Genomic DNA, 25,539 nt, shown 5'->3' on the forward strand with positions numbered 1-25,539 from the left:
AGGGTGGAGAGGCCCACACCGCCTAACACAAGCACGGAGACACAACCGCCAACTACACGCCCCCCTCCCTCCCCCCCCCCCCTCCCCCCCCCCCCACCCACCCCCCCCCCCCCCCCCCCCCCGTCCCCCCCCCCCCCCCCCCCCGACCCCCCCCCCCCCCCCCCCCCGGGGCTCCGGGGCTTTCTACGGCGTGCGAGCAGGGGAGCACGTGCGCCGGCATGCACGAGCAACGCAGCAGGGGGTATACGAGCACATGCGACAGGTCACCAGGAAGACGCTGATCACCGTGGCGGCCGCAGGGGGTGTCCTCGCTCTCGGAGGGGGATACGCACAGGCGGACGCAGGCGCCGCGGGCGGCACGTCGGACTCGCCGGGAGTGCTCTCGGGGAACACCGTCCAGGCTCCGGTCCACATTCCGGTCAATGCCTGCGGGAACACCGTGTCGGTCATCGGGCTGCTGAACCCGGCCGCCGGCAATCAGTGCGCGAACACCGGCAAGGGCCACGGCCATGGCGGAGCCCAGGCGAAGGGCGGCGCGCACGGCTCTCCGGGCGTCGGCTCGGGGAACACCGTCCAGGCTCCGGTCCACGTCCCGGTCAATGCCTGCGGGAACACCGTCTCGGTCGTCGGCCTGCTGAACCCGGCCGCCGGCAACCAGTGCGCGAACGACGGCCACGGCAAGCCGGGGAAGCCCGGCAAGCCCGCCAAGCCGGGTGAGCCCGCCAAGCCGGGTGAGCCCGGCAAGCCCGGTGAGCCGGGTCGGCCCAACACTCCGGGGAACCCCGGCAACCCGGCCAAGCCGGGTGAGCCCGGCAAGCCCGGCAACCCGGACACGTCCGGTACCGGCAAGGTCGCGCACCGCGACTCCGCCAACGCGAGCGCCAAGGGCAGCGGTGACGTGCACGTCCAGGGCTCCGCGCTCGCCCACACCGGCGCGGACGGCGCGCTCGGCGTGGTCCTGCCCATCGGCGCCGGAATGCTGCTGGCCGGGGCCGTGCTCTACCGCAGGGCCCGCGCCGCCGCCTGACGGCCGGCCCGGACCGCGGCCGCGGAGGCCGTGAGGGGCCGGTCCCCGCGCACCCGGCGCGGGGACCGGCCCCTCACCACGTGGCCCGCTGCTGGCGGATGATCCGGCGGCGCAGGCGTACGCGACGGCTGCCGTCGCGGCGCAGCGAGAGCCGGTCCAACTCCCAGTTTCCGTACTCGGCGTGGTCGGTCAGCAGACGGGTGGCCTCCTTGCGGCTGGTACCGCGGGGCACGTACACGTCGACAAATTCGTATTCCGGCATCGCATCTATTGTGCGCGCAGTGACCCGGTACGGATAGCGTCTGCACTATGTCTGATGCTGCTCAGCCCACCGCTGCCGAGGTACGCGCCGCCGCCGAGGCGGTCAAGATCGCGCTGGACCGTCACCTGGCGGCGGTCGAGCGCCGGACCGGGGACGACGACCCGGCCGTCTATGCCGCGTTCAACGAACTGGCCGCGGCCGCCGAGGAGTACGACGAACTGCTCTACGAGCGCTACGACGAGGTCACGCCCTTCGAGATCCCGGCCACCGAGGACGCGGTGCCCTACGCCGGGCCCGCCGAGCCGACCGCCTTCAGCGTGCTGATCCGCCGCGACTACGTCGTGGCCGAGCCCCAGCGGCTCATCGCACAGGCGGAACGTGTCTCCGCGCTCGACCGCGATCTCGATCCCGCGGACGCCTCCGGCACCGCGGGCGCGCTCGGGGTGCTGTTCGGCGAGTACGAGCCGGACGAAATCGCCTCCCGCCACAAGGACTTCGGGCTCGAAGAGGGAGACTCGACCCTCTGGGTCGCGGCCGGTGAGGAGGCCTCCGAGCCCGGCGAGTGGCTCAACACGCCCTTCGACCAGGCTGACCCCGAGCACGTCCTGCACCGGTTCGACTTCAGCTCGGTCTTCGACGAGGACGCCGACGCCGACGAGGAGTACGAGGACGACGCCGGCGCCGACGCCGACGACACGGACCTGGAGCCCCTCGAGTCCCCGCGCCCGTAGCCCCCGCACGCGCCCCGACCGTCCGCACCTGCTGCCCGAACGCCCGGGTGCCCCTGCCGACCGCAGGGGCACCCGGGCGTCCTCATGCCCGCGGGTCCGCCCGCGGGCGGGGTCTCAGACGGCGCTCTCCGTGCCCGCAGCGGCCACCAGGGCCCGCAGCAGCGCCGTGAGCCGGGTCGTCCGGGGCCGGGCCGGGACCTCGGCCACCGCGCGCGGCAGCGCCTGGTCCACGCCGTGCACCACCGACAGGTGCCGCTCGGCCCGCCCGAACGCCGTGTACACCCAGTCCCGCGACAGCGCGTCCGCCGCGTCCCCGGGCAGCACCGCCACCACGGCCGGCCAGCGGGTGGCCACGGCCTGGTGTGCCGTCACGGCCCAGCCGTGCCGGACGGCCGACTCCACGTGTTCCTTCGGTACGACGATCCGCTCGCCGGCGCACTCCAGGTGCAGTCCGGCCGCGTCGGCGGACAGCACCCGGCCGGGCAGGGCGCGGCCGGGCGAGGGCACGTATACGATCCGGTCCTCGGGGTCGAAGCCGCCGAACCGGCCGGGGCCGGGGTTCAGGCGCTCCTTCAGCGCGGTGTTCAGCGCGCGGGTGCCCGCCGATCCGCCGTGGCCCGGGGTGATCACCAGGGTGTGGCGGGGCTCGATGCCGAAAGCCCGCGGCACGGAGTCGGCGACGAGCTGCACCGTGCGGTGCACGGCCTCCCCGGCGTCCCGCACCGGAACGATCACGACCTCCTTGCCGGGGGCGTCGACCTGCGCCAGCTCCCCGATGCCGATTCCGGAGACGAGCTCGCCGAGCGGCCCCGGGTCCGGGGTGCGGGAGGCGATCTGCGGGCAGGCGCGGGCGGCTAGCAGATCGGCGAACACCCGTCCCGGTCCGGCCGATCCGAGACCGCCCGGGTCTCCGCTGAGTACCAGCCGGGCGCCGTCGGCGACCGACTCCACGAGCGCGGCGGCGGTGTCCACGTCGAGCTGCGGGGCGTCCAGCACCACCAGCAGGTCGAGCGCGAGGGCCCCGTCGGCGTCGCGCCCCGGCCCCCGGGCGCCGGACAGCAGTTCGGCCACCGTCACGGCGGCCCCGTCGGGCAGCGCCGCGGCGGCGCGGTCCCGGCCGTCGGGGGAGTGCGCCGCCGCACAGGCGCGCAGCCCCAGCGCGTGCGCTGCCGCGACCAGGGCCAGCGGCTCCGCGCGGGCCGCCTCTCCGCCGGTGTGGGTCACCAGGCCGTGGCCCGCGGCCGCGCGGATCAGCTCCGCGGCCGAGGGTCCGGCCGCGGCGGTCGCGGCGCCCTCCCAGCGGGACTCGCCGTCCCCGCCATCAGCCGGGGGGCCTTCCTTGCCGAAGGTGTTGATCAGCCGGGCCAGGCCGTCCGCGAGGCTCTCCTCGGCCAGGGCGTGGCCCTCCAGCCCTACGAGCAGCCGCACGGGCTGCTCGGCCTCCGCGTCTTCTCCGGCGCTCGCGGGGGCGGCGGCGGGCTCGTCCAGGGCCTCCTGGAAGACGAGCACCGCGCCGTCCGTGATGGCCTCCTCCAGTGCCCGGTCCGCGTCCGGGACGCCGTACCGGCCCAGCGCGCCGGTCAGCACGGGCGCTTCCAGTGCCGTGTGGCCCTTGAGCGCGGCCTGCGCCAACAGCCAGCCGACCAGGGCCACGGACCGGCGCTCGTCGGCGGGTCCGCACTCCGGGCCCAGCAGGGCGCGCGCGAACTGGTCGGCCTGCGCCGGCTTGACCCCGGGCAGCTCCAGCAGCCGCCACGGGTCGTGCCGCAGAACCTCGGCCGCGCCGTCGCCGAGGGTCGCGGCCGCCGCTGCGGCGAGTGCGGCGGGTGCGCCGCCGACCGCCAGCACCGTCCGTACGGCCTCGACCAGATCCCGGGGCGGGGCGGCGGGCGCGGGGGTCGCCGGGGTGACCGGGGCCGGGCGCGGCGGGGGAGCGGCGGGCGCGGGGGCCCGGCGCGGTGCCTGCTCGCCGCGGCCGTCGAAGGACCGGACGGGGGGCGGGGTCTGGGGACGCTGCCCGCTCTCCACGGCCCGTACGGCCGCCAGCAGATCGGCGGCCGTGCCGCTGAGCTTCGCCCCCGCTTCGATCGGAGCCTCGCGCTCCGCCTTGCGCCGCTCGATCCGCTCCCGCTCCACCTTCTGCGCGGCGAGCTCGGCCTCGGCCTCGCTCAGGGCGGGCGCGGCCGCCTCCGCCGGCGCCGAGTCCTGGGCCGCCGCGCCGGCGCCGGCTTCCCCGTCCCCGCCAGCCTCCGGCTCCTGCGCGCCCTCCGGCTCCTGCGGGACGTCCGAGACCGCCGCCGCCTCCGCGGCCTCCGCGGCGCCTGCTTCTCCGGCACCCACGGCGGCGTCGGCCCCGTCTCCGGGGCCGCTCTCCGCGCCTTCGGCGCGATCGGCGCGCTCGGTACTCACAACGTGCTCCAGTCCTGATCGGGGTAGCGGTGCACGGGCGCCGAAACGTCGTCCAGCGCCTGGCAGATCTCCTCGGGAAGACTAAGCGCCTCCACTGACAGGGCCGACGCGAGCTGCGCCGCGGTCCGCGCGCCGACGACCGGCGCGGTGACACCGGGCCGGTCCCGGATCCACGCCAGCGCGACCTGCAGCGGGGTCACGGCCAGACCGTGCGCCGCCGTCGCGACCGCGTCCACGATCCGGCTCGCCGCCTCGTCGAGGTACGGCGCCACGAAGCCCGCGAGCACCTCCGAGGCGCCCCGCGAGTCCGCCGGGGTGCCGTCCCGGTACTTGCCCGTCAGCACCCCGCGGCCCAGCGGAGAGGCGGGCAGCAGGCCGACGCCCAGGTCGAGTGCGGCCGGCAGCACCTCCCGCTCCACGCCGCGCTGGAGGAGCGAGTACTCCATCTGCGTACTGGCCAGCCGGGTCCGCACGCCCGGAGCGGCCAGCTGCCAGGTCGCCGCCTTCGCCAGCTGCCAGCCGGAGAAGCCCGCCACGCCCGCGTACCGGGCCCGCCCGCTGCTCACGGCCAGGTCCAGGGCCTGGAGGGTCTCCTCCAGCGGGGTGTACGGATCGAAGGCGTGGACCTGCCACAGGTCGACGTAGTCCGTGCCCAGCCGCGCCAGCGAGGCGTCGAGCGCGGCCAGCAGGTGGCCGCGCGAGCCGTCGCAGCGCCGCTCGGGGTCCCGTACGCCGCCCGCCTTGGTCGCGATGACCAGGTCGCGTCGCGGTACGAGCCCGCCGACGAGCTGGCCGAGGAGGTATTCGGCGTCGCCGCCCGCGTACACGTCCGCGGTGTCGACGAGCGTGCCGCCCGCTTCCCAGAACACCTTCAACTGCTCGGCGGCGTCGGACTCGGCCGAGCCGCCGGGGCTCTGTCCCCAGGTGAGGGTGCCGAGTGCGATCCGGGACACGCGCAGGCCCGTCCGGCCGAGATGCCTCTGCTCCATGAGCGCTGAGACTACTGGGGCCCTGACGGATCGGAGCCGGGCGCGCTACAGTCCCCGCAGACCAACGTTACTGATCGGTAAACCGGTAAGGGGACGACCTATGCGGCTCGGCATCAATCTCGGTTACTGGGGTGCGGGCATGGACGCCGACAACCTCGCCGTCGCCCAGGAGGCCGACCGCCTCGGCTACGACGTCTGCTGGGCCGCCGAGGCCTACGGATCCGACGCCCCGACCGTGCTCGCCTGGGTCGCCGCCCAGACCGAGCGCATCGACGTCGGCTCGGCGATCCTCCAGATCCCGGCCCGCCAGCCCGCGATGACCGCGATGACCGCGGCCACCCTCGACTCGCTGACCGGCGGCCGGTTCCGCCTCGGCCTCGGCGTGTCCGGCCCGCAGGTCTCCGAGGGCTGGTACGGCGTGAAGTTCGACAAGCCGCTGGCCCGCACGCGCGAGTACGTCGAGATCGTCCGCAAGGCCATGACCCGCGAGCGGCTGAGCTACGAGGGCGAGCACTGGACCCTCCCGCTGCCCGGGGGCCCCGGCAAGCCGCTCAAGCTCACCGTGCACCCCGAGCGCGAGCACATCCCGCTCTACATCGCCGCGATCGGCCCCAAGAACCTGGAGCAGACCGGCGAGATCGCCGACGGCGCCCTGCTGATCTTCCCGGCCGCGGAGCACCTGGAGTCGACGGCGCTCGGCCACATCCGGGCGGGCCGCGAGAAGGCCGGCAAGACCATGGAGGGCTTCGACGTCTGCCCGACCGTGCCGCTCGCGCTCGGCGCCGACGTGAACGCACTGGCCGACGTGTTCCGTCCGTACACCGCGCTGTACGTCGGCGGCATGGGCAGCCGCAAGCAGAACTTCTACAACCAGCTAGCCCAGCGCATGGGCTACGAGAAGGAAGCCGCCGAGATCCAGGACAAGTACCTGTCCGGCGACAAGAACGGCGCGGCGGCCGCGGTGCCCCACCAGCTGATCGACTCCACCACCCTGCTCGGCCCGGTCGAGCGGATCGCGGACGGCATGAAGGCCTACGCCGAGGCCGGGGTCACCACCCTCACGCTTGCCCCCGCGGGCTTCACCCGCGAGGAGCGCCTGGCGGCCGTACGGGCGGGTGTCGAGGCCCTGGAGCTCGCCGGACTGGCGTAGCCCCGTCCGGGGGCCCCGCGGGAGGGGTCTGCGGCCGTGGTGGGGGCTCGGGGGTCTTCCCCGCCACGGCCGACACAGCCAACAACGCCCGCCGGGCCCCGCGGGTTACGCCCGGCCGCTCACCGCGTCCCCCTCCACCCGGTCCGCGGTGTCCCGGCATGTCCTGCCGTATCCGCCGTGTCCGCCGTGTCCGCCGTGTCCGCCGTGTCCGCCGTGTCCTCCGCGTACTTCGTTCGGCCGAGTGCTGCGACGCACCTGTTGCCCGCCTCCCCCATCGGCATTTCACTCGTCTGAGGGGGCCCGTAGGAGGTGGCAGTGATGCTCTCGGCCCGAAGCCTGTTCCAGGAGATCGTCGACAACGACGACTCCTTCCAGCTGTTCTGCTCCATCGCGGCCAGCGGCGAGTCGCAGGGCGGGTGGGAGAACGCCCGGATCGCCGCGCTCGTACCCCCGTCCATGGCGGACATGGCCCCGAAGATCACCCGGCACGGCGCGGACGAGGACAAGCACGGCAGGATCTTCAACGCGCTCCTCAAGAAGCGCGGCCTGCCTCCCGTCCCCGTGCCCCCCGAGACCGACTACACGATGCTCCTGGAGAAGAACGGCATCGGGCTCGCCCACGCCAAGCTGCGCGCCGCCACCCCGCTCACCGAGCACGACATCGTCGTCTACCTCTCGCACAGCCGGGTCACCGAGCAGCGGGCCGCCGACCAGATGGTCATGCTCGTGAAGTACTTCGGCGACCACCCCGAGGTCGGCCGTGCCATCCGCATGATCAGCCACGACGAGGACAACCACCTCGCGTACTGCCACGAGGAGCTGCTGCGCCTCGCCCGCGAGGGCCACGGCCGCACCATCCAGCGCGTGCTGCGCGAGAGCGCCCTCGCCGAGATCGGCATCTACCGCGACGTGAGCCTCGCGGTGATGGACCACATGGGCCGGATCCTGAAGTGGCCCGCCGCCAAGTCCGCGACCCTGCGCGCGGGCATCCGCGGCGCGTACGCGTACGAGCGCTTCGCCGGGTGGCACAAGGCGGTCAGCCTGACGATGCCGGAGCGGCGCGACGCCCTGGGCGGGCCGGCCACGCCGGCTCCCGGGTTCGCCTGACGCCGCGGGGAGCCGTCGCCGAGCCCTCAAAGCCAGCCGCGGCGCTTGAACAGCCGGAACAGGCCCGTCACCGCCGCGGCCATCACCCCGAGCGCCAGCGGGTACCCCCACCACTGCCCCAGCTCCGGCATGTGCGCGAAGTTCATGCCGTACACGCCCGCGACCATCGTCGGCACCGCCGCCATCGCCGCCCACGCGGAGATCTTGCGCATGTCGTCGTTCTGCCGCACGCCCATCTGCGCCAGGTGCGCCGCCAGCGCGTCCGACAGCAGCCGGTCCAGGCCCTCCACGTACTCGTTGGCCTTGGCCAGGTGGTCCGCGACGTCCCGGAAGAACGGCCGCGCCTGGTCGTGCACGAACGGCACGCCCGGCCCCGCCAGCCGCGTCATCGGCTGCGTCAGCGGATTCGTCGCGCGCCGGAACTCCATGACCTGCCGCTTGAAGTTGTAGATGCGCGCCGCGGTGTGCTTGGTGTCGGAGGCCGCGGGGGCGAAGACGTCCGCCTCCAGCTCCTCCAGGTCCGCCTGGAGTTCGGCCGCCACGTCGATGTAGTGGTCCACGACCGCGTCGCTGACCGCGTACAGCACCGCCGTCGGACCGTGCCGCAGCACCCCCGGCTCCTCCTCCAGCCGCCGGCGCACGGCGCCGAGCGGGGCGCCCTCGCCGTGCCGCACGGTGACCACGAACGAATCCCCGATGAACACCATCAGTTCGCCCGCCGTCACGGAGTCCGACGACTCGTCGTAGACCACCGGCTTGAGCACGACGAACAGCGAGTCGTCGTACACCTCCAGCTTCGGCCGCTGGTGCGCGGTCAGCGCGTCCTCCACCGCCAGCGGATGCAGCCCGAACTCGCTGCTGACGAGATCGAATTCGCGCGCGGTCGGTTCGTGGACCCCGATCCACAGGAACGCGTCCCCGCCGGCCCTCGCCTCGTCCAGGGCGTCCGAGAAATCGGCCGGACCCGCCACCCGGCTGCCGTCCTTGTAAATCGCGCAGTCGACAATCACGCCGGGCATTGTCCCCCGCCCGCACCCGCCCCGCATCCGCGCGGCAGCGCCTACGCTGGTCCGCATGGCCACGCTGATCCTCGTACGGCACGGACGCTCCACCGCCAACACCGCCGGGCTGCTCGCCGGATGGACCCCCGGGGTCACGCTCGACGAGCACGGCGCCGCGCAGGCGGCCGCGCTCCCCGGGCGGCTCGCCGCACTGCCGCTGGCCGCCGCCGTCACCAGCCCGCTCCAGCGCTGCGCGGAGACCCTGGCACCGCTGCTGGCCGCCCGGCCCGGCCTGCCCCTGCACACCGACGACCGCATCGGCGAGTGCGACTACGGCGACTGGTCCGGGCGCAAACTCTCCGAACTGGCCGACGAACCCCTCATGAAGGTCGTCCAGCAGCACCCCTCCGCCGCCGCCTTCCCGGGCGGCGAGTCGATGCGGGCCATGCAGCAGCGCGCCGTCGAGGCCGTACGCGACTGGAACGCCCGCATCGAAGAGGAGCACGGCGCCGGGGCCGTCTACCTGATGTGCTCCCACGGCGACATCATCAAGTCCCTTGTCGCGGACGCCCTCGGCATGCACCTCGACCTCTTCCAGCGGGTCTCCGTGGAGCCCTGCTCGGTCACCGTCGTGCGGTACACCCCGCTGCGCCCCTTCCTGCTGCGCCTCGGCGACACCGGCGACCTCGGCTCGCTCGCCCCGCGCGAGCCCGCCGCGAACACCCGCCCCGCAGAGGCCGCGGACACCGCCGAGGACGCCGACACGGCGGGGACGGCAGGGGAGGCAGGGACGGCCGGGAACGGCGGGGAATATGGCGCGAACGCCGTCGTGGGAGGCGCCACGGGCGCGGTGTGATCGAACGGCGCAGTAGGGTGGAGAACGCCGGACCCCGGCCCCGCCCTGCCCGCGCGCTGCACGTGTTCCGCAGCCGGATTCCCCTGGAGACTGGACGTGCCCCGTCAGGTGTTCCTCTACGACCCGCCGGAACGCTTCGTGGCCGGCACGGTCGGTCTGCCTGGACGCCGTACGTTCTTCCTCCAGGCGTCCGCCGGCCCCCGGGTCACCAGCGTCTCCCTGGAGAAGACCCAGGTCGCCGCGCTCGCCGAGCGGATGGACGAGCTGCTGGACGAGGTCGTCCGGCGCACCGGGGGCAACGCCCCCGTGCCCGCCGTCGCCCCCGCAGAGGTCACCGACACCGCCCCGCTCGACGTGCCCGTCGACGAGGAGTTCCGCGTCGGCACCATGGCACTCGCCTGGGACGGCGAGGAGCAGCGCATGATCGTCGAGGCGCAGGCGCTCGTCGAACTGGACGCCGACTCGGAGGAAGACCTCGCGGAAGCCGAGGAAAGGCTCCTCCAGGACGAGGAGAACGGCCCGCCGATGCTGCGGGTCCGCCTCACCGGGGCGCAGGCCCGCGCGTTCGCCAAGCGCGCCCTCGACGTCGTCAACGCCGGCCGGCCGCCGTGCCCGCTGTGCAGCCTGCCGCTGGACCCGGAGGGGCACGTCTGTCCGCGCCAGAACGGATACCGCCGCGGAGCGTGACGACCGTGGACACCGAAGAGCTGCTCAGGCGCGGCGAGCTGACCGTGCGCAGCCGCATCCGCGAGGCCTCCAATGCCGTGCTGCTGTGCACCGTCACATGTGACGGTGCAACCGCCCAGTGCGTGTACAAGCCGGTCGCGGGGGAGCGCCCCCTGTGGGACTTCCCCGACGGCAACCTCGCCCGCCGCGAGGTGGCCGCGTACCTGCTCTCACAGGCCAGTGGCTGGGACCTGATCCCCCCGACCGTGCTGCGCGACGGCCCGTACGGCGAGGGCATGGTCCAGCAGTGGATCGAGTCCGAGGAGCAGGCGCCCGAGGGCGGCCTGCTCGCCCTCGTGGACGGCGAGGAGGCCGGCGAGGGCTGGCGGCCCGTCGCCTTCGCCGAGGTCGGGGAGGGCCGTACCGCCCTCCTCGTCCACGCCGACGACCTGCGCCTGCGCCGGCTCGCCGTCCTCGACGCCGTGATCAACAACGGCGACCGCAAGGGCGGCCACCTGCTCCCGGCACCCGGCGGGCGCCTCTACGGCATCGACCACGGCGTCACCTTCCACACCGAGGACAAGCTGCGCACCCTGCTCTGGGGCTGGGCCGGCGAACCCCTGACCCCCGAGGCCGTGACCGTGCTCACCGGACTCGCCCGCGCGCTCGCCGACGGCACCCCCCTCGCCACCCGGCTGGCCGAACTGATCACCCCGGCCGAGCTGGCCGCCGTACGCGGCCGGGTGGCTCAGCTGCTGCGCACCGGGCGGCACCCGGAACCCTCCGGGCAGTGGCCCGCGATCCCGTGGCCGCCCGTCTGACGTGCACCGCAGCGCCGACCGCGGCCCATGCACACCCCCCGGCGGACCGCAAGAGCGCCGATCCGGCCAACAGTCCCCATCCGGTTCGTTTCCGGAACATCCGTCCGGTTAGGCTCAAGGCATGCATGCCTGGCCCGCTTCTGAGGTTCCCGCCCTGCCCGGCAAGGGCCGCGACCTCCGGATCCACGACACCGCGACCCAGCGGACGATCACCCTCGTCCCGGGTCCCGTCGCCCGTATCTACGTCTGCGGGATCACCCCGTACGACGCGACCCACATGGGTCACGCGGCGACCTACAACGCGTTCGACCTCGTCCAGCGCGTGTGGCTCGACACCAAGCGGCAGGTTCACTACGTCCAGAACGTGACCGACGTGGACGACCCGCTGCTGGAGCGGGCCCTGCGCGACGGCCACGACTGGACCGAACTCGCCGAGCGCGAGACCTCCCTGTTCCGCGAGGACATGACCGCCCTGCGGATGCTCCCTCCGCAGCACTACATCGGCGCCGTCGAGGCCATACCCGGCATCGTGCCGCTCGTGGAACGGCTCCGCGACGCGGGCGCCGCCTACGAGCTCGAAGGCGACGTCTACTTCTCCGTCGAGTCCGACCCGAACTTCGGCAAGGTCTCGAACCTCGACGCCGAGGCGATGCGGCTGCTGTCCGCCGAGCGCGGCGGCGACCCCGAGCGCCCCGGCAAGAAGAACCCGCTCGACCCGATGCTGTGGATGGCCGCCCGCGAGGGCGAGCCCAGCTGGGACGGCGCGTCCCTCGGCCGCGGCCGGCCCGGCTGGCACATCGAGTGCGTCGCCATCGCCCTCGACCACCTCGGGATGGGCTTCGACATCCAGGGCGGCGGCTCGGACCTGGCCTTCCCGCACCACGAGATGGGCGCCTCCCACGCCCAGGTGCTGACCGGCGAGTTCCCCATGGCCAAGGCGTACGTCCACGCCGGCATGGTCGCCCTCCACGGCGAGAAGATGTCCAAGTCCAAGGGCAACCTCGTCTTCGTCTCGGCGCTGCGCCGGGCCGGTGTCGACCCCGTCGCCATCCGCCTCGCCCTGCTGTCGCACCACTACCGCGCCGACTGGGAGTGGACCGACGCCGTCCTGGAGGCCGCCGTCGAGCGGCTCGGGCACTGGCGCGCGGCCGTCTCCCGCCCCGACGGACCGTCCGCCGAGGCGCTCGTCGAGGAGGTCCGCGAGGCCCTCGCCAACGACCTGGACGCGCCCGCCGCGCTCGCCGCGGTCGACCGCTGGGCCGCGCTCCAGGAGTCCGGCGGCGGCACGGACGAGTCCGCGCCCGGCCTGGTCTCCCGCACGGTGGACGCCCTCCTGGGCGTCGCGCTGTAGCGGCACGGCAGCCGCCGGCAGCCACCGGGCAGCCGCACGGCGACACGGCACCCCGTACGTGCGAGGGGGCCGGCACCTCACGGTGCCGGCCCCCTCGGCCGTTCTCGCCCCTGCACGCCCGCACCGGCCCCGCGGCCCGCAGCGGGCGCCGCCCGGGGCCGGTCGCCGTGCGCTACCCCTCCGGGGTCTCCGGCGGAGGGGTGTCCTCCGGGGATCCGTCCGGCTTGCGGGGCGGCTTCGGCGGCCGGGTCCGCCCGCCCGACGTGTCCCGCAGGTACGTCGCGTCGCCGCCGTCCGTGGCCGGCCCCGGACCGCCGTCGCGCCGCCGCAGGTACCGCTCGAACTCCCGCGCGATGGCCTCGCCGGACGCCTCCGGGAGATCGGCCGTGTCGCGGGCCTCCTCCAGAGTCTGGACGTACTCCGCCACTTCGCTGTCCTCGGCGGCCAGTTGGTCCACGCCCAGCTGCCAGGCCCGTGCGTCCTCCGGCAGTTCGCCCAGCGGGATCCGCAGGTCGATCAGATCCTCCAGCCGGTTCAGCAGCGCCAGCGTCGCCTTCGGGTTCGGCGGCTGCGACACGTAGTGCGGCACCGCCGCCCACAGCGACACCGCGGGCACCCCCGCGTGCGTACAAGCCTCTTGGAGGATCCCCACGATGCCCGTCGGGCCCTCGTACCGGGTCTCCTCCAGGTCCATGGTCCGCGCCAGGTCCGGATCCGACGTCACGCCGCTGACCGGCACCGGCCGGGTGTGCGGGGTGTCGCCGAGCAGCGACCCGAGGATGACGACCATCTCGACGCCCAGCTCGTGCGCGAAACCGAGGATCTCGTTGCAGAACGACCGCCAGCGCATGGACGGTTCGATCCCGCGGACCAGTACGAGGTCGCGCGGCTTCGCCCCGCCGATGCGGACCACGGACAGCCGCGTCGTGGGCCAGGTGATCTTCCGTACTCCGCCGTCCAGCCACACCGTGGGGCGGTTGACCTGGAAGTCGTAGTAGTCCTCGGCGTCCAGAGCCGCGAAGACCTCGCCCTTCCACTCCCGGTCCAGGTGCGCCACCGCACCGGAGGCCGCGTCACCCGCGTCGTTCCAGCCCTCGAACGCGGCCACCATGACCGGGTCGATCAGCTCGGGCACGCCCTCAAGCTCGATCACCCAGGTCTCCTTCCGAAGTTCCCTTGCCGTTACCGGGGTCAGCCTACGGCTTGGATCCATCCCCGCCACAGCGTGCGGAAAACGGCGATGTACAGCACAAAGGGGCGGTCCGCATGCGGACCGCCCCTTCTGCGGCCCGCGCGGCCCGGTTCGTGCACCGGGCCCCGCGGGCCGGACGGGCTCAGGCCTTGCGGCTGAGCATGTCCTCGACGCGCGCCCGCACGCCGTCCGTGTCCAGACCGCGGATCGTCACCGTCGTACGGCGGCGCAGGACGTCGTCGGCGGTCTCGGCCCACTCGTGGTCCCGGGCGTAGGCGACCTGCGCCCAGATCTCCGGGCCGTCCTCGTGGATCCGCTCGCCCAGCGACGGGTCCTCGTTGACGAGACGGGCGATGTCGAAGGCCAGGGAGCCGTAGTGGGTCGCCAGGTGGCGCGCGGTCAGCGGGTCCATCCGCATCCCCGGGTCGCGGTCCACCAGCAGGCGGTGCGCGACGGCGTTCGGGTTGGCGACACCGGGCAGCGGCACCCGGCGCACCAGGGACTTCACCGGCTCCATGTCCTCGGTCAGCGGGCTGCCGGGCAGCTTCGCCAGCTTGTCCATGACGACGCGGCCGATGTGGCGGTACGTGGTCCACTTGCCGCCGGCGACGGACAGCATGCCGCCCTTGCCCTCGGAGACCACGGTCTCGCGCTTGGCCTTCTCGACGCCGCCGGGGCCGCCGGGCAGCACCCGCAGGCCCGCGAAGGCGTACGTCATCAGCGAGCGGTCCAGGTCGGCGTCCTGCACCGAGAACGCCGCCTCGTCCAGGATCTGCTGGATGTCGGACTCGGTGGCGCGCACGTCCGCCGGGTCGCCCTCGTACTTCTCGTCGGTCGTTCCGAGCAGCAGCTGGTCCTCCCACGGGAGGGCGAAGGTGATGCGGTACTTGTCGATCGGGGTGGCCATCGCGGCCTTCCACGGCGACTTGCGCTTCATGACGATGTGCGCGCCCTTGGAGAGGCGGATCGACGGCATCGAGTGCTTGTCTTCCATGCGCCGCAGGTGGTCCACCCACGGGCCGGTGGCGTTGAGCACGACGCGCGCGTTGACCCCGAACTCCGTACCGTCCAGGCGGTCCTTGAGCTCGGCGCCCGAGACCCGGCCCTGCGTCGTGCGCAGGCCGGTGACCTCGGCGTGGTTGAGGACGACGGCGCCGGACTCGACGGCCGCACGGACCGTCATGACCGCGACGCGCGAGTCGTTCATCTGGTGGTCGTAGTAGACCGCGACGGCCTTCAGGTTGTCCGTGCGCAGGCCCGGGTTGTCGGCGGCGGCGCGGGCGGGCGATATGACCTTGCCGATGCCGTCGCCGAAGGCCGAGAGGGCGGAGTAGGCGAAGACGCCCGCGCCCAGTTTGGCCGCGCCGACCGGTCCGCCCTTGTAGACGGGCAGGTAGAAGGTCAGCGGGTTGACCAGGTGCGGGGCCACGTCCTTGGCCAGCACCCGGCGCTCGTGGTGGTTCTCGGCGACCAGCTTGACCGCGCCGGTCTGCAGGTAGCGCAGACCGCCGTGGACGAGCTTGGAGGAGGCCGAGGAGGTGGCGCCGGCGAAGTCGCCGGCGTCCACCATGGCGACCCGCAGACCCGACTGCGCGGCGTGCCAGGCCACCGAAGTGCCCAGGATTCCGCCGCCGATGACCAGCAGGTCGTACGTGGCCTTCGCCAGCTGCTCTCTGGTCTCGGCGCGGCTCGCGGTCGAACCGGCGGTCGGGTGCGTGCCCAGTGCGGGCACGCTCTGCAGGCTGCTCATTGTTAGCTCCTCGTCAGCTGTCAGTGATCGACAAGTACGTCAGCCGGTGTCAGCTGTTCTCGTCCTCGTCGATCCAGCCCATGGTCCGCTCGACGGCCTTGAGCCAGTTCTTGTACTCGCGGTCCCGCTGGTCGGCGGGCATCCGCGGGGTCCACTCGGCGGCCCGGCGCCAGTTCGCGCGCAGCGCGTCCGTGTCGGGCCAGAAGCCGACGGCCAGGCCGGCGGCGTAGGCGGCACCGAGGCAGGTGGTCTCGGCGACCATCGGGCGCACCACGGGGGCGTCCAGGAAGTCGGAGAGCGTCTGCATCAGCAGGTTGTTGGACGTCATACCACCGTCGACCTTGAGCGCCGCCAGCTCGACGCCGGAGTCCTTGGTCATGGCGTCGGTGATCTCGCGGGTCTGCCAGGCGGTGGCCTCCAGCACGGCACGGGCGATGTGCGCCCTGGTGACGTAGCGGGTGAGGCCGGCGATCACGCCGCGGGCGTCGGAGCGCCAGTACGGGGCGAACAGGCCGGAGAAGGCCGGCACGAAGTACGCGCCGCCGTTGTCGTCGACGGAGGAGGCCAGGGTCTCGATCTCGGCCGCGGTCTTGATCATGCCCATCTGGTCGCGCATCCACTGGACGAGCGAGCCGGTGACGGCGATGGAGCCTTCCAGGGCGTAGACGGGCTTCTGCTCGCCGATCTGGTAGCCGACCGTGGTCAGCAGGCCGCTGTAGGAGTTGATGATCTTGTCGCCGGTGTTCATCAGCATGAACGTGCCGGTGCCGTACGTGGACTTGGCCTCGCCCTCGGCGAAACAGGTCTGGCCGAACAGCGCGGCCTGCTGGTCGCCGAGCGCGGAGGCGACGGGGACGCCGGCGAGGGCGCCCTCCTTCACCTCCCCGTAGATCTCGGCGGAGGACTTGATCTCCGGGAGCACGTTGAGCGGGACGCCCATGGACTCGGCGATCTTCTCGTCCCACGCCAGGGTGTGGAGGTTCATCAGCATGGTGCGGGAGGCGTTGGTGACGTCCGTGACGTGCACGCCGCCGTTCACGCCGCCGGTGAGGTTCCAGATGACCCAGGAGTCCATGGTGCCGAAGAGGATGTCGCCGGCCTCGGCGCGCTCGCGCAGGCCGTCGACGTTGTCGAGCAGCCAGCGGACCTTCGGGCCGGCGAAGTACGACGCGAGCGGCAGGCCGGTCTCGCGGCGGAAGCGGTCCTGGCCGACGTTGCGGCCGAGCTCCTTGCAGAGGGCGTCGGTGCGGGTGTCCTGCCACACGAGCGCGTTGTGCACCGGCTCGCCGGTGTGCCGGTCCCACAGCACGGTGGTCTCGCGCTGGTTGGTGATGCCGACGGCCTTGACGTCGGCCGCGGTGATCTCCGCCTTGGCGATCGCCCCGGCGACGACCTCCTGCACGTTGGTCCAGATCTCCGTGGCGTCGTGCTCGACCCAGCCCGGCTTCGGGAAGATCTGCTCGTGCTCCTTCTGGTCGACCGACACGATGCGGCCGTCGCGGTCGAAGACGATGCAGCGGGAGGAGGTGGTGCCCTGGTCGATCGCGGCGATGAACGGGCCGGCTCCGTGGGAGGAAGTACCGGTGCTCTTGGTCATGGTGTCTGCTCCTGGATGTCCGTAAGAGGGAAGCGAGTCAGGTGGTCGGTGCAGCTGCTGCTGTTCTTGCGAATCAGGCGAACGCGATGTTGTACAGACCGCCGGCGAGCACGGCGCCGACGAGCGGGCCCACCACCGGGATCCAGGAGTATCCCCAGTCCGAGCCGCCCTTGTTCGGCAGCGGCAGGAGAGCGTGGACGATGCGCGGGCCGAGGTCGCGCACCGGGTTGATGGCGTAGCCGGTCGGGCCGCCCAGCGAGAGGCCGATGCCGACGACCACGAACGACGTGATCAGGACGCCGATGACGCCGAGGCCCTTGCCGCCGTCCTGGAGGCCCTGGGTGAGGATGGCCAGGATCAGGACCGCGGTGCCGATGATCTCGGTGGCGAGGTTCTGGACCACGTTGCGGATCTCGGGGCCCGTGGAGAAGATCCCGAGCACCGGGCCGGCGGGCTGCGTGAGGTCGGGCTTCAGCTCCGGGTCCGTCAGGTGCGCCCGGAACTGGCCGTAGTACGTGATCCACATCAGCACGGAGCCGATCATGGCACCGAGGAGCTGGCCGGCCAGGTAGACGCCGGTGTTGCCCCATTCGCCGTCCTTGACGGCGATGCCGACGGTGACGGCCGGGTTGAGGTGCGCGCCGGAGAGCGGAGCGGACACGTAGGCGGCGATCAGCACCGCGAAGCCCCACCCGAAGGTGATGGCGAGCCAGCCCGCGCCGCGGGCCTTGGAGCTCTTGAGGGTCAGCGCGGCGCAGACGCCGCCGCCGAGCAGTGTGAGCAGGGCGGTACCGATGGTCTCGCCGATGAAGATGTCGGAGCTGGACACCCGCGACTCCTTTGTCCTACGTCCAGGGGGTGAGCGGACACCGGGTCCCTTCCGGTGGTCCGCGCACTCGGTGAGTGCAATTCCGGCCCTTGGCTCTGCCACACCCTAACGCGTATTGCCGTTAGCTGTTCGACAATGCCGACCGGTGAACGGCAGTTTTCCGCCCTGGTGAAGATGGCGTCAAGAGTCCGAAGCGGCCGAATGCCGGATCGTTACCACCAGGTAAACAGCCGCAAACCGCTCTAATCCGGGCATGCCGAAGGGGCGTGACGCGTCGCGCGTCACGCCCGTACTGCCCGGCTCCCGCGGGTACGGCCCGCGAGCGGTCAGAACCGGCCGGCGCCCAGATCCCGCGACACCGCGCGGGCGCAGTCCCGTACGGCGGCCACGAGCTCGGACCGCACCTCGCCGGACGGGCCGCACACCCGCTCCACCGCGCCCGCCACGGCGACCGCGCCCACCGGCATCCGCCGGCGGTCGTGGATGGGGGCACTGACCGACGCCAGGCCCTCCCAGGTCTCCTCCACGTCCGCGGCCCAGCCGCGGGCCCGCGTGAGGTCCAGCTCGGCCTCGAAGGCCGCCAGGTCCGTGACCGTGGCCGGGGTGAGCGCCTCGCGCTCGGCCTCCACCGCCTCGCTGTGCGCCACCGGGTCGTACGCCGACAGGACCTTGCCCAGCGCCGTGGAGTGCAGCGGCTGCATGGCCCCCACCTCCAGCACTTGACGGCTGTCGTCCGGCCGGAAGACGTGGTGCATGATCAGCACGCCCTGCTTGTGGAGCACGCCGACGTACACGCTCTCGCCGCTGGCCCGCGCCAGGTCGTCCGTCCAGACGAGGGCCCGTGCCCGCAGCTCGTGCACGTCCAGATAGCTGTTGCCCAGACGGAGCAGCTCGGCGCCCAGCTGGTAGCGCCCCGAGGCCTGATCCTGCTCCACGAAGCCCTCGGCCTGCAGCGTGCGCAGGATCCCGTGAGCCGTGCCCTTGGCCAGGCCGAGCGAGGAGGCCACGTCGGACAGCCCCAGCCGGCGTTCACCGCCCGCGAGCAGGCGCAGCATCGCAGCAGCCCGTTCGAGCGACTGGATGTTCCGTGCCATCGCGCAGCCTCCTGCTGTGCTTGCCGGCCGCGCGTGGATGAGACGGCGAGCCGGACGTGGTTCGACAATGACGAACACTATCGGTCGATGCCGACCTTGTGCATGGTCCGGGAAAGTCTGTCAAGACCGAGTCGAGCCAGCCACCCCCGCACCAGGATGACTTTCCTAGTTGCCTAGGTCGCCGTCCGGAGCGTGGACGCCTTCACCTGCCCGGCACCTGCGCGGTTACCCTGACGGCGTGCGCCTCGACACAAGGGCGCAAAGCCGACAGCCGTCGCATCCCAGGGAGCATTCCATGGCCTCGTTGCCTAACCCGCCCGCTGACACCCAGACCCGGGCCGACGCCCTCCGCCAGGCGCTCGCCTCGCGCGTGGTCGTCGCCGACGGAGCCATGGGGACGATGCTCCAGGCCCAGGACCCCACCCTCGAGGACTTCCAGAACCTCGAAGGATGCAACGAGGTCCTCAACGCCACGCGCCCGGACATCGTCCGCTCCGTGCACGACGCCTACTTCGCCGTCGGTGTGGACTGCGTCGAGACGAACACGTTCGGAGCAAACCTCTCCGCGCTCGCCGAATACGACATCCCGGAGCGCAACCACGAGCTCTCCGAGGCCGGCGCCCGCATCGCCCGCGAGTCCGCCGACGCCTACACCGCCTCCACCGGACAGCAGCGCTGGGTCCTGGGATCCATGGGCCCCGGCACCAAGCTGCCCACCCTCGGCCACATCTCGTACGACGCCATCCGCGACGCCTACCAGACCAACGCCGAAGGTCTCATCGCCGGCGGCGCCGACGCCCTGCTCGTCGAGACCACGCAGGACCTGCTCCAGACCAAGTCGTCCATCATCGGCGCCCGCCGCGCCATGGACGCCCTCGGCGTCAGCGTGCCGCTGATCTGCTCCGTCACCGTCGAGACCACCGGCACCATGCTCCTCGGCTCCGAGATCGGCGCCGCGCTGACCTCGCTGGAGCCCCTCGGCATCGACATGATCGGCCTGAACTGCGCCACCGGCCCGGCCGAGATGAGCGAGCACCTGCGCTACCTCGCCCGCAACGCGCGCATCCCGCTCTCCTGCATGCCCAACGCCGGCCTGCCCATCCTCACCAAGGACGGCGCGCACTACCCCCTGTCGGCCTCCGAGCTCGCCGACGCCCAGGAGAGCTTCGTCCGCGAGTACGGCCTCTCCCTGGTCGGCGGCTGCTGCGGCACCACGCCCGAGCACCTGCGCCAGGTCGTCGAGCGGGTCCGCGGCCTCGCCCCGGCCGTCCGCGAGCCGCGCCCCGAGCCCGGCGCCTCCTCGCTCTACCAGACCGTGCCGTTCCGCCAGGACACCGCGTACATGGCGATCGGCGAGCGCACCAACGCCAACGGCTCCAAGAAGTTCCGCGAGGCCATGCTCGAAGCCCGCTGGGACGACTGCGTCGAGATGGCCCGCGACCAGATCCGCGAAGGCGCCCACATGCTCGACCTCTGCGTCGACTACGTGGGCCGCGACGGCGTCACCGACATGGAGGAACTCGCCGGCCGCTTCGCCACCGCCTCCACCCTCCCCATCGTCCTCGACTCCACCGAGGTCGCCGTCATCAAGGCGGGCCTGGAGAAGCTCGGCGGCCGCGCCGTCATCAACTCCGTCAACTACGAGGACGGCGACGGACCGCAGTCCCGCTTCGCCCAGGTCACCCGACTGGCCCAGGAGCACGGCGCCGCGCTGATCGCCCTCACCATCGACGAGGACGGCCAGGCCCGTACCGTCGAGCACAAGGTCGCCATCGCCGAACGGCTCATCGAGGACCTCACCTCGAACTGGGGCATCCGCGAGTCGGACATCCTCATCGACACCCTGACCTTCACCATCTGCACCGGCCAGGAGGAGTCCCGCAAGGACGGCATCGCCACCATCGAGGCGATCCGCGAACTCAAGCGCCGCCGCCCCGACGTCCAGACCACGCTCGGCCTGTCCAACATCTCCTTCGGACTCAACCCGGCCGCCCGCGTCCTGCTGAACTCCGTGTTCCTCGACGAGTGCGTCAAGGCCGGCCTCGACTCGGCCATCGTGCACGCCTCGAAGATCCTGCCCATCGCCCGCTTCGACGACGAGCAGGTCAACACCGCCCTCGACCTCATCTACGACCGCCGCGCCGAGGGCTACGACCCGCTCCAGAAGCTCATGGCGCTCTTCGAGGGCGTCAACACCAAGTCCCTCAAGGCCGGACGCGCCGAGGAACTCCTCGCCCTCCCGCTGGAGGAGCGCCTGCGCCGGCGCATCATCGACGGCGAGAAGAACGGCCTGGAGACCGACCTCGACGAGGCCCTCCGGGAGCGCCCCGCCCTCGACATCGTCAACGACACCCTCCTCGAGGGCATGAAGGTCGTCGGCGAGCTCTTCGGCTCCGGCCAGATGCAGCTCCCCTTCGTCCTCCAGTCCGCCGAGGTCATGAAGACCGCCGTCGCCCACCTCGAACCCCACATGGAGAAGTCGGACGCCGAGGGCAAGGGCACCATCGTCCTCGCCACCGTCCGCGGCGACGTCCACGACATCGGCAAGAACCTCGTCGACATCATCCTGTCCAACAACGGCTACAACGTCGTCAACCTCGGCATCAAGCAGCCCGTCTCCGCGATCCTCGAAGCCGCCGAAGAACACCGGGCGGACGTCATCGGCATGTCCGGTCTCCTCGTGAAGTCGACCGTGATCATGAAGGAGAACCTGCAAGAGCTCAACCAGCGCAAGATGGCCGCCGACTACCCGGTCATCCTCGGCGGCGCCGCACTCACCCGCGCCTACGTCGAGCAGGACCTCCACGAGATCTACGAGGGCGAAGTCCGCTACGCCCGCGACGCCTTCGAGGGCCTGCGCCTCATGGACGCCCTCATCGCCGTCAAGCGCGGAGTACCCGGTGCCAAGCTGCCCGAACTCAAGCAGCGCCGCGTCGCCAAGCGCGACACCCCCCTCCTCCAGGTCACCGAATCCGAGGAGCCGGGCGGCCGCTCCGACGTCTCCACCGACAACCCCGTCCCCACCCCGCCGTTCTGGGGCACCCGCGTCATCAAGGGCATCGGCCTCAAGGACTACGCGTCCTGGCTCGACGAAGGCGCCCTCTTCAAGGGCCAGTGGGGCCTCAAGCAGGCCCGCGCCGGCGGCGCCACCTACGAGGAGCTCGTCGAGAGCGAGGGCCGCCCCCGCCTGCGCGGCCTCCTCGACCGCCTCCACACCGACAACCTGCTCGAAGCGGCCGTCGTCTACGGCTACTTCCCCTGCGTCTCCAAGGGCGACGACCTGATCCTCCTCCACGAGGACGGCTCCGAGCGCACCCGCTTCACCTTCCCCCGCCAGCGCCGCGGCCGCCGCCTGTGCCTCGCCGACTTCTTCCGCCCGGAGGAGTCCGGCGAGACCGACGTGGTCGGCCTCCAGGTCGTCACCGTCGGCTCCCGGATCGGCGAGGAGACCGCACGGCTGTTCGCCGACAACGCCTACCGCGAGTACATGGAGCTGCACGGCCTGTCCGTCCAGCTGGCCGAGGCCCTCGCCGAGTACTGGCACGCCCGCGTCCGTGCCGAGCTCGGCTTCGGCGGCGAGGACCCGGCACGCGTGGAGGAAATGTTCGAGCTCAAGTACCGGGGCGCGCGCTTCTCCCTCGGCTACGGCGCCTGCCCCGACCTGGAAGACCGCGCCAAGATCGCCGACCTGCTCCAGCCCGAGCGGATCGGCGTCCACCTCTCCGAGGAGTTCCAGCTCCACCCCGAGCAGTCCACCGACGCGATCGTCATCCACCACCCCGAAGCCAAGTACTTCAACGCACGATAAGCGGACGAGACGTACACTGGTCGGTCCCACACAGGCCGGTCGCCTGCTCCCCGGGGGGTCATCCCGCGGGGAAAGGCGGCCGGCCTTCTCGTCCCCTTCAGGAGGTGTGCCGTATGACCAGTACGGTTCCCGCATCCGTCCCCCGGACGGCCGACGGCTCGGCGCTGCAGGCCGTACTGCTCGACATGGACGGCACCCTCGTGGACACCGAGGGCTTCTGGTGGGAATCCGAAGTGGCCGTCTTCGGCGAGCTCGGACACCGCCTCGACGAGTCCTGGAAGGACATCGTCGTCGGCGGCCCCATGAGCCGCAGCGCGGGCTACCTCATCGAGGCCACCGGCGCCGACATCACCCTCGCCGAACTCAGCGTGCTCCTCAACGAGCGCTTCGAGTCGCGCATCGCCGACCACGTGCCGCTCATGCCCGGAGCCGAACGCCTGCTGGCCGAGCTGGCCCGCCACAACGTCCCCACCGCCCTCGTGTCCGCCTCCCACCGGCGCGTCATCGACCGGATCATGCGGTCCCTGGGCCCCGAGCGCTTCACCTTCAGCATCGCCGGCGACGAGGTCCCCCGCACCAAGCCCCACCCCGACCCCTACCTCCTCGCCGCCCGGGAACTCGGCGCCCACCCCTCCCGCTGCGCCGTCATCGAGGACACCGCCACCGGGGTCGCCGCCGCCGAAGCCGCCGGCTGCCGGGTCGTCGCCGTACCGTCCGTCGGCACCATCGCCCCCGCCCCCGGCCGCACCGTCGTCGCCTCCCTCGAAGACGTCGACCTGCCCTTCCTGCGCTCCCTCATCACCCGGATGAACTGACCCGTGACCGCAGGTGACGGACAGGCGAACACGCCGCGTCACCATCCGCTTCCGCAAGCGCCCGCCCCGTCGGCGGAGGCCGAAATTCCATCGCCGCGCCGGGCCCGCTTCGGGTGACCTTTGTCACCTGATATCGCCCCATCGCGCGCCCCCGCGCCCCCGATGGCCTTCCTTTGTGTCCGGATTGATCAGCTCCTGACCGAATCCGACCCGCCGTCACCGTGCGCAGTCAGTGCGCACCCATCACCGTGCGATTACGCCCCAAGTCAGACCAGTTCCAGCCATCCCGCCCGAGCCCACTATCGTCAGCGCAGGCACTACGCCGCACCTTCGCGGACCGACGTACACACCCCTGTACGCGGCTCGCACGGAACCGATCGTCAACTGACCCGGCCCGATCGTTCCGCCCCGAACGGGCGACCGCCGCGCAGTGCCCCTACACCGCTGTGACAAGTGCCGGTTGAGGGAGAACTCCGAGGATGAACCGCAAGAACCTGGTGCTGACGGCTGCCGCCGTACTGCTCACCCCCGCGCTCGCCGCCTGCGGCAGCGCCACCGGCGGGGGAGCGGGCGGAGGGGCGATCGTCGTCGGCACCACCGACCGGTTCGAGGCCGCGGACTACGCCCCCGCCCCCTTCGACCCCGCCTACGCCTACGACGCCGGCGCCTGGAACGTCCTGCGCCAGACCGTGCAGACGCTCATGCACATCCCGCGCGGCGGCGGCGAGCCCGTCCCCGAAGCGGCCTCCGACTGCCGCTTCACCGACCAGGGCAACGAGAGCTACCGCTGCACCCTGCGCCCCGGCCTCGAGTTCGCCAACGGCGACCCGCTGACCGCCGCGGACGTCAAGTTCTCCATCGAGCGCGTCCTCGGAATCAACGACGACAACGGCCCCGCCGGACTCCTCTCCACCCTCGACACCGTCGAGACCAAGGGCGAGAACACCGTCGTCTTCCACCTGAAGACCCCCGACGCGACCTTCCCGCACAAGCTCTCCACGCCCGCCGCCGGCATCGTCAACCGCAAGACGTACGACGCCAAGAAGCTGCGCACCGGCTTCGACGTCGACGGCTCCGGCCCGTACACGATGAAGGCCGAGGTCAAGGACAACGAGCTCGTCCGGGCCGTCTTCACCAAGAACGACAAGTACAAGGGCGACCTGAAGCTCAAGAACGACAAGGTCGAGCTGCGCACCTTCGCCGACTCCGCCGCGATGGGCAAGGCCCTGGCCGACGGCGACATCCACATGATGTCCCGCAGCCTCTCGCCCGCCCAGATCCAGGACCTGACGGACAACCCGCCGAAGGGCGTCAAGCTCGTTCCGATGCCCGGCCTGGAGATCCGCTACCTCGGCTTCAACACCCAGGCTCCCGTCGTGAAGGAGAAGGCCGTCCGCCAGGCGCTCGCCGCCGCGGTCGACCGGGCCGCCCTCATCGAGAAGGTCTACGGCAAGTCCGCCGAGCCCCTGTACTCCCTCGTGCCGTCCAGCATCGGCGGCCACGTGAACTCGTTCTTCAACAAGTACGGCGAGCACGACACCGCCGCCGCGGCCAAGCTGCTGCGCGACGCCGGCGTCCGCACCCCCGTGAAGCTCACCCTGAACTACACGACGGACCACTACGGCGACGGCACCGCCGCCGAGTTCGAGGCCCTCAAGGCCCAGCTCGACGCCACCAAGCTGTTCGAGGTCACGGTCAAGGGCGCCCCGTGGGCCGAGTTCCGCCCCGCGCAGAAGAAGGGCGAGTACGGGGTCTACGGCCTCGGCTGGTTCCCCGACTTCCCCGACGCCGACAACTTCACCGCACCGTTCCTGGAGGAGGGCAACTTCCTCAACACGCCGTACGTGAACGGCAAGGTGCGCAACAAGCTGATCCCCGAGTCCCGGCGCACGGGCGACCGTACCGTCGCCGCGCAGACCTTCGGCGAGATCCAGGACATCGTCGCCGAGGACGTACCCGTCCTGCCGCTGTGGCAGGGCAAGCAGTACGTCGCCGCACGCGACGGGATCACCGGTGTGGAGTGGTCGGTCAACTCCATCTCGGACCTTCAGCTGTGGGAACTCGGCCGCGGCATGAGCGGCTGA

General features: G+C 72.2%; 20 protein-coding genes. 11 read left to right on the forward strand and 9 right to left on the reverse strand.

The window, feature by feature from the left end:
• Positions 1-253: 253 nt before the first annotated feature.
• Positions 254-1,027, forward strand: a complete 774-nt coding sequence (locus tag ACZ7H1_RS15140) for a chaplin (protein WP_470786862.1) — start codon at positions 254-256, stop codon at positions 1,025-1,027.
• A 73-nt stretch (positions 1,028-1,100) separates the two neighbouring features.
• Here ACZ7H1_RS15140 and ACZ7H1_RS15145 read toward each other — a convergent pair whose 3' ends face one another.
• Positions 1,101-1,289, reverse strand: coding sequence for a DUF5703 family protein (locus ACZ7H1_RS15145; protein ID WP_470786864.1), 189 nt, complete (start codon positions 1,287-1,289; stop codon positions 1,101-1,103).
• Positions 1,290-1,336: 47 nt separating this feature from the next.
• Between ACZ7H1_RS15145 and ACZ7H1_RS15150 the strand changes: the two genes are divergently transcribed.
• Positions 1,337-2,020 carry a hypothetical protein gene (locus ACZ7H1_RS15150; protein ID WP_470786866.1) on the forward strand — a complete coding sequence of 228 codons (684 nt, stop codon included), beginning with the start codon at positions 1,337-1,339 and terminating at the stop codon, positions 2,018-2,020.
• Positions 2,021-2,134: 114 nt separating this feature from the next.
• Here the strand turns inward: ACZ7H1_RS15150 and ACZ7H1_RS15155 are convergent, their stop codons facing one another.
• Together ACZ7H1_RS15155 and ACZ7H1_RS15160 are read right to left on the reverse strand one after the other, a co-directional pair.
• On the reverse strand, positions 2,135-4,429 hold the full coding sequence (locus tag ACZ7H1_RS15155; protein WP_470786868.1) for a helix-hairpin-helix domain-containing protein: 2,295 nt from the start codon (positions 4,427-4,429) through the stop codon (positions 2,135-2,137).
• A complete protein-coding gene (locus ACZ7H1_RS15160; RefSeq protein WP_470786869.1) occupies positions 4,426-5,418 on the reverse strand; it encodes an aldo/keto reductase in 993 nt (330 codons plus the stop codon). The genes ACZ7H1_RS15155 and ACZ7H1_RS15160 overlap by 4 nt, the downstream gene beginning before the upstream one ends.
• 100 nt (positions 5,419-5,518) lie before the next feature.
• On the opposite strand from ACZ7H1_RS15160, the gene ACZ7H1_RS15165 reads away from it, so the two are divergent.
• Together ACZ7H1_RS15165 and ACZ7H1_RS15170 are read left to right on the forward strand one after the other, a co-directional pair.
• A complete protein-coding gene (locus ACZ7H1_RS15165) occupies positions 5,519-6,568 on the forward strand; it encodes an LLM class F420-dependent oxidoreductase (RefSeq protein ID WP_470786871.1) in 1,050 nt (349 codons plus the stop codon).
• A gap of 318 nt (positions 6,569-6,886) precedes the next feature.
• Positions 6,887-7,675: a ferritin-like domain-containing protein gene (locus ACZ7H1_RS15170; protein ID WP_470786873.1), complete on the forward strand. Its 789-nt coding sequence runs from the start codon at positions 6,887-6,889 to the stop codon at positions 7,673-7,675.
• 26 nt (positions 7,676-7,701) lie between these two features.
• On the opposite strand, the gene ACZ7H1_RS15175 is transcribed toward ACZ7H1_RS15170, so the two are convergent.
• A complete protein-coding gene (locus tag ACZ7H1_RS15175) occupies positions 7,702-8,694 on the reverse strand; it encodes a magnesium and cobalt transport protein CorA (protein ID WP_470786875.1) in 993 nt (330 codons plus the stop codon).
• Positions 8,695-8,749: 55 nt separating this feature from the next.
• Here ACZ7H1_RS15175 and ACZ7H1_RS15180 point away from each other — a divergent pair, with 55 nt between their 5' ends.
• The 4 genes from ACZ7H1_RS15180 (at position 8,750) to mshC (ending at position 12,370) form a co-directional block, all read left to right on the forward strand.
• Positions 8,750-9,532 carry a histidine phosphatase family protein gene (locus tag ACZ7H1_RS15180; RefSeq protein ID WP_470786876.1) on the forward strand — a complete coding sequence of 261 codons (783 nt, stop codon included), beginning with the start codon at positions 8,750-8,752 and terminating at the stop codon, positions 9,530-9,532.
• 96 nt (positions 9,533-9,628) lie between these two features.
• On the forward strand, positions 9,629-10,219 hold the full coding sequence (locus ACZ7H1_RS15185) for a DUF3090 domain-containing protein (RefSeq protein ID WP_470786877.1): 591 nt from the start codon (positions 9,629-9,631) through the stop codon (positions 10,217-10,219).
• The gene (locus ACZ7H1_RS15190; RefSeq protein WP_470787002.1) at positions 10,183-11,019 is read left to right on the forward strand and encodes an SCO1664 family protein; all 837 of its coding nucleotides are present in this window, start codon (positions 10,183-10,185) and stop codon (positions 11,017-11,019) included. Before ACZ7H1_RS15185 ends, ACZ7H1_RS15190 begins: the two co-directional genes overlap by 37 nt.
• A gap of 121 nt (positions 11,020-11,140) precedes the next feature.
• Positions 11,141-12,370, forward strand: coding sequence for a cysteine--1-D-myo-inosityl 2-amino-2-deoxy-alpha-D-glucopyranoside ligase (mshC, locus tag ACZ7H1_RS15195; RefSeq protein ID WP_470786879.1), 1,230 nt, complete (start codon positions 11,141-11,143; stop codon positions 12,368-12,370).
• Between the two features lie 172 nt (positions 12,371-12,542).
• On the opposite strand, the gene ACZ7H1_RS15200 is transcribed toward mshC, so the two are convergent.
• The 5 genes from ACZ7H1_RS15200 to ACZ7H1_RS15220 form a co-directional block, all read right to left on the reverse strand.
• Positions 12,543-13,523: a PAC2 family protein gene (locus tag ACZ7H1_RS15200; RefSeq protein WP_470786880.1), complete on the reverse strand. Its 981-nt coding sequence runs from the start codon at positions 13,521-13,523 to the stop codon at positions 12,543-12,545.
• Positions 13,524-13,704: 181 nt separating this feature from the next.
• Entirely contained in the window at positions 13,705-15,312 is a 1,608-nt protein-coding gene (locus ACZ7H1_RS15205) for a glycerol-3-phosphate dehydrogenase/oxidase (protein WP_470786882.1), read from the reverse strand.
• A 49-nt stretch (positions 15,313-15,361) separates the two neighbouring features.
• Positions 15,362-16,909 carry a glycerol kinase GlpK gene (gene glpK, locus ACZ7H1_RS15210; RefSeq protein ID WP_470786884.1) on the reverse strand — a complete coding sequence of 516 codons (1,548 nt, stop codon included), beginning with the start codon at positions 16,907-16,909 and terminating at the stop codon, positions 15,362-15,364.
• Positions 16,910-16,982: 73 nt separating this feature from the next.
• Positions 16,983-17,738 (reverse strand): MIP/aquaporin family protein, encoded by a 756-nt coding sequence (locus ACZ7H1_RS15215; RefSeq protein ID WP_470786886.1) that lies wholly within the window; start codon positions 17,736-17,738, stop codon positions 16,983-16,985.
• Between the two features lie 326 nt (positions 17,739-18,064).
• A complete protein-coding gene (locus tag ACZ7H1_RS15220) occupies positions 18,065-18,832 on the reverse strand; it encodes an IclR family transcriptional regulator (RefSeq protein WP_470786888.1) in 768 nt (255 codons plus the stop codon).
• 295 nt (positions 18,833-19,127) lie between these two features.
• On the opposite strand from ACZ7H1_RS15220, the gene metH reads away from it, so the two are divergent.
• From metH to ACZ7H1_RS15235, 3 genes are all read left to right on the forward strand, one after another.
• Positions 19,128-22,640, forward strand: a complete 3,513-nt coding sequence (gene metH / locus ACZ7H1_RS15225) for a methionine synthase (RefSeq protein WP_470786889.1) — start codon at positions 19,128-19,130, stop codon at positions 22,638-22,640.
• Between the two features lie 113 nt (positions 22,641-22,753).
• Positions 22,754-23,455 carry an HAD family hydrolase gene (locus tag ACZ7H1_RS15230; protein ID WP_470786891.1) on the forward strand — a complete coding sequence of 234 codons (702 nt, stop codon included), beginning with the start codon at positions 22,754-22,756 and terminating at the stop codon, positions 23,453-23,455.
• A gap of 479 nt (positions 23,456-23,934) precedes the next feature.
• Positions 23,935-25,539, forward strand: a complete 1,605-nt coding sequence (locus tag ACZ7H1_RS15235) for an ABC transporter substrate-binding protein (protein ID WP_470786893.1) — start codon at positions 23,935-23,937, stop codon at positions 25,537-25,539.

Source organism: Streptomyces sp. NPDC037401 (genome assembly GCF_055602345.1).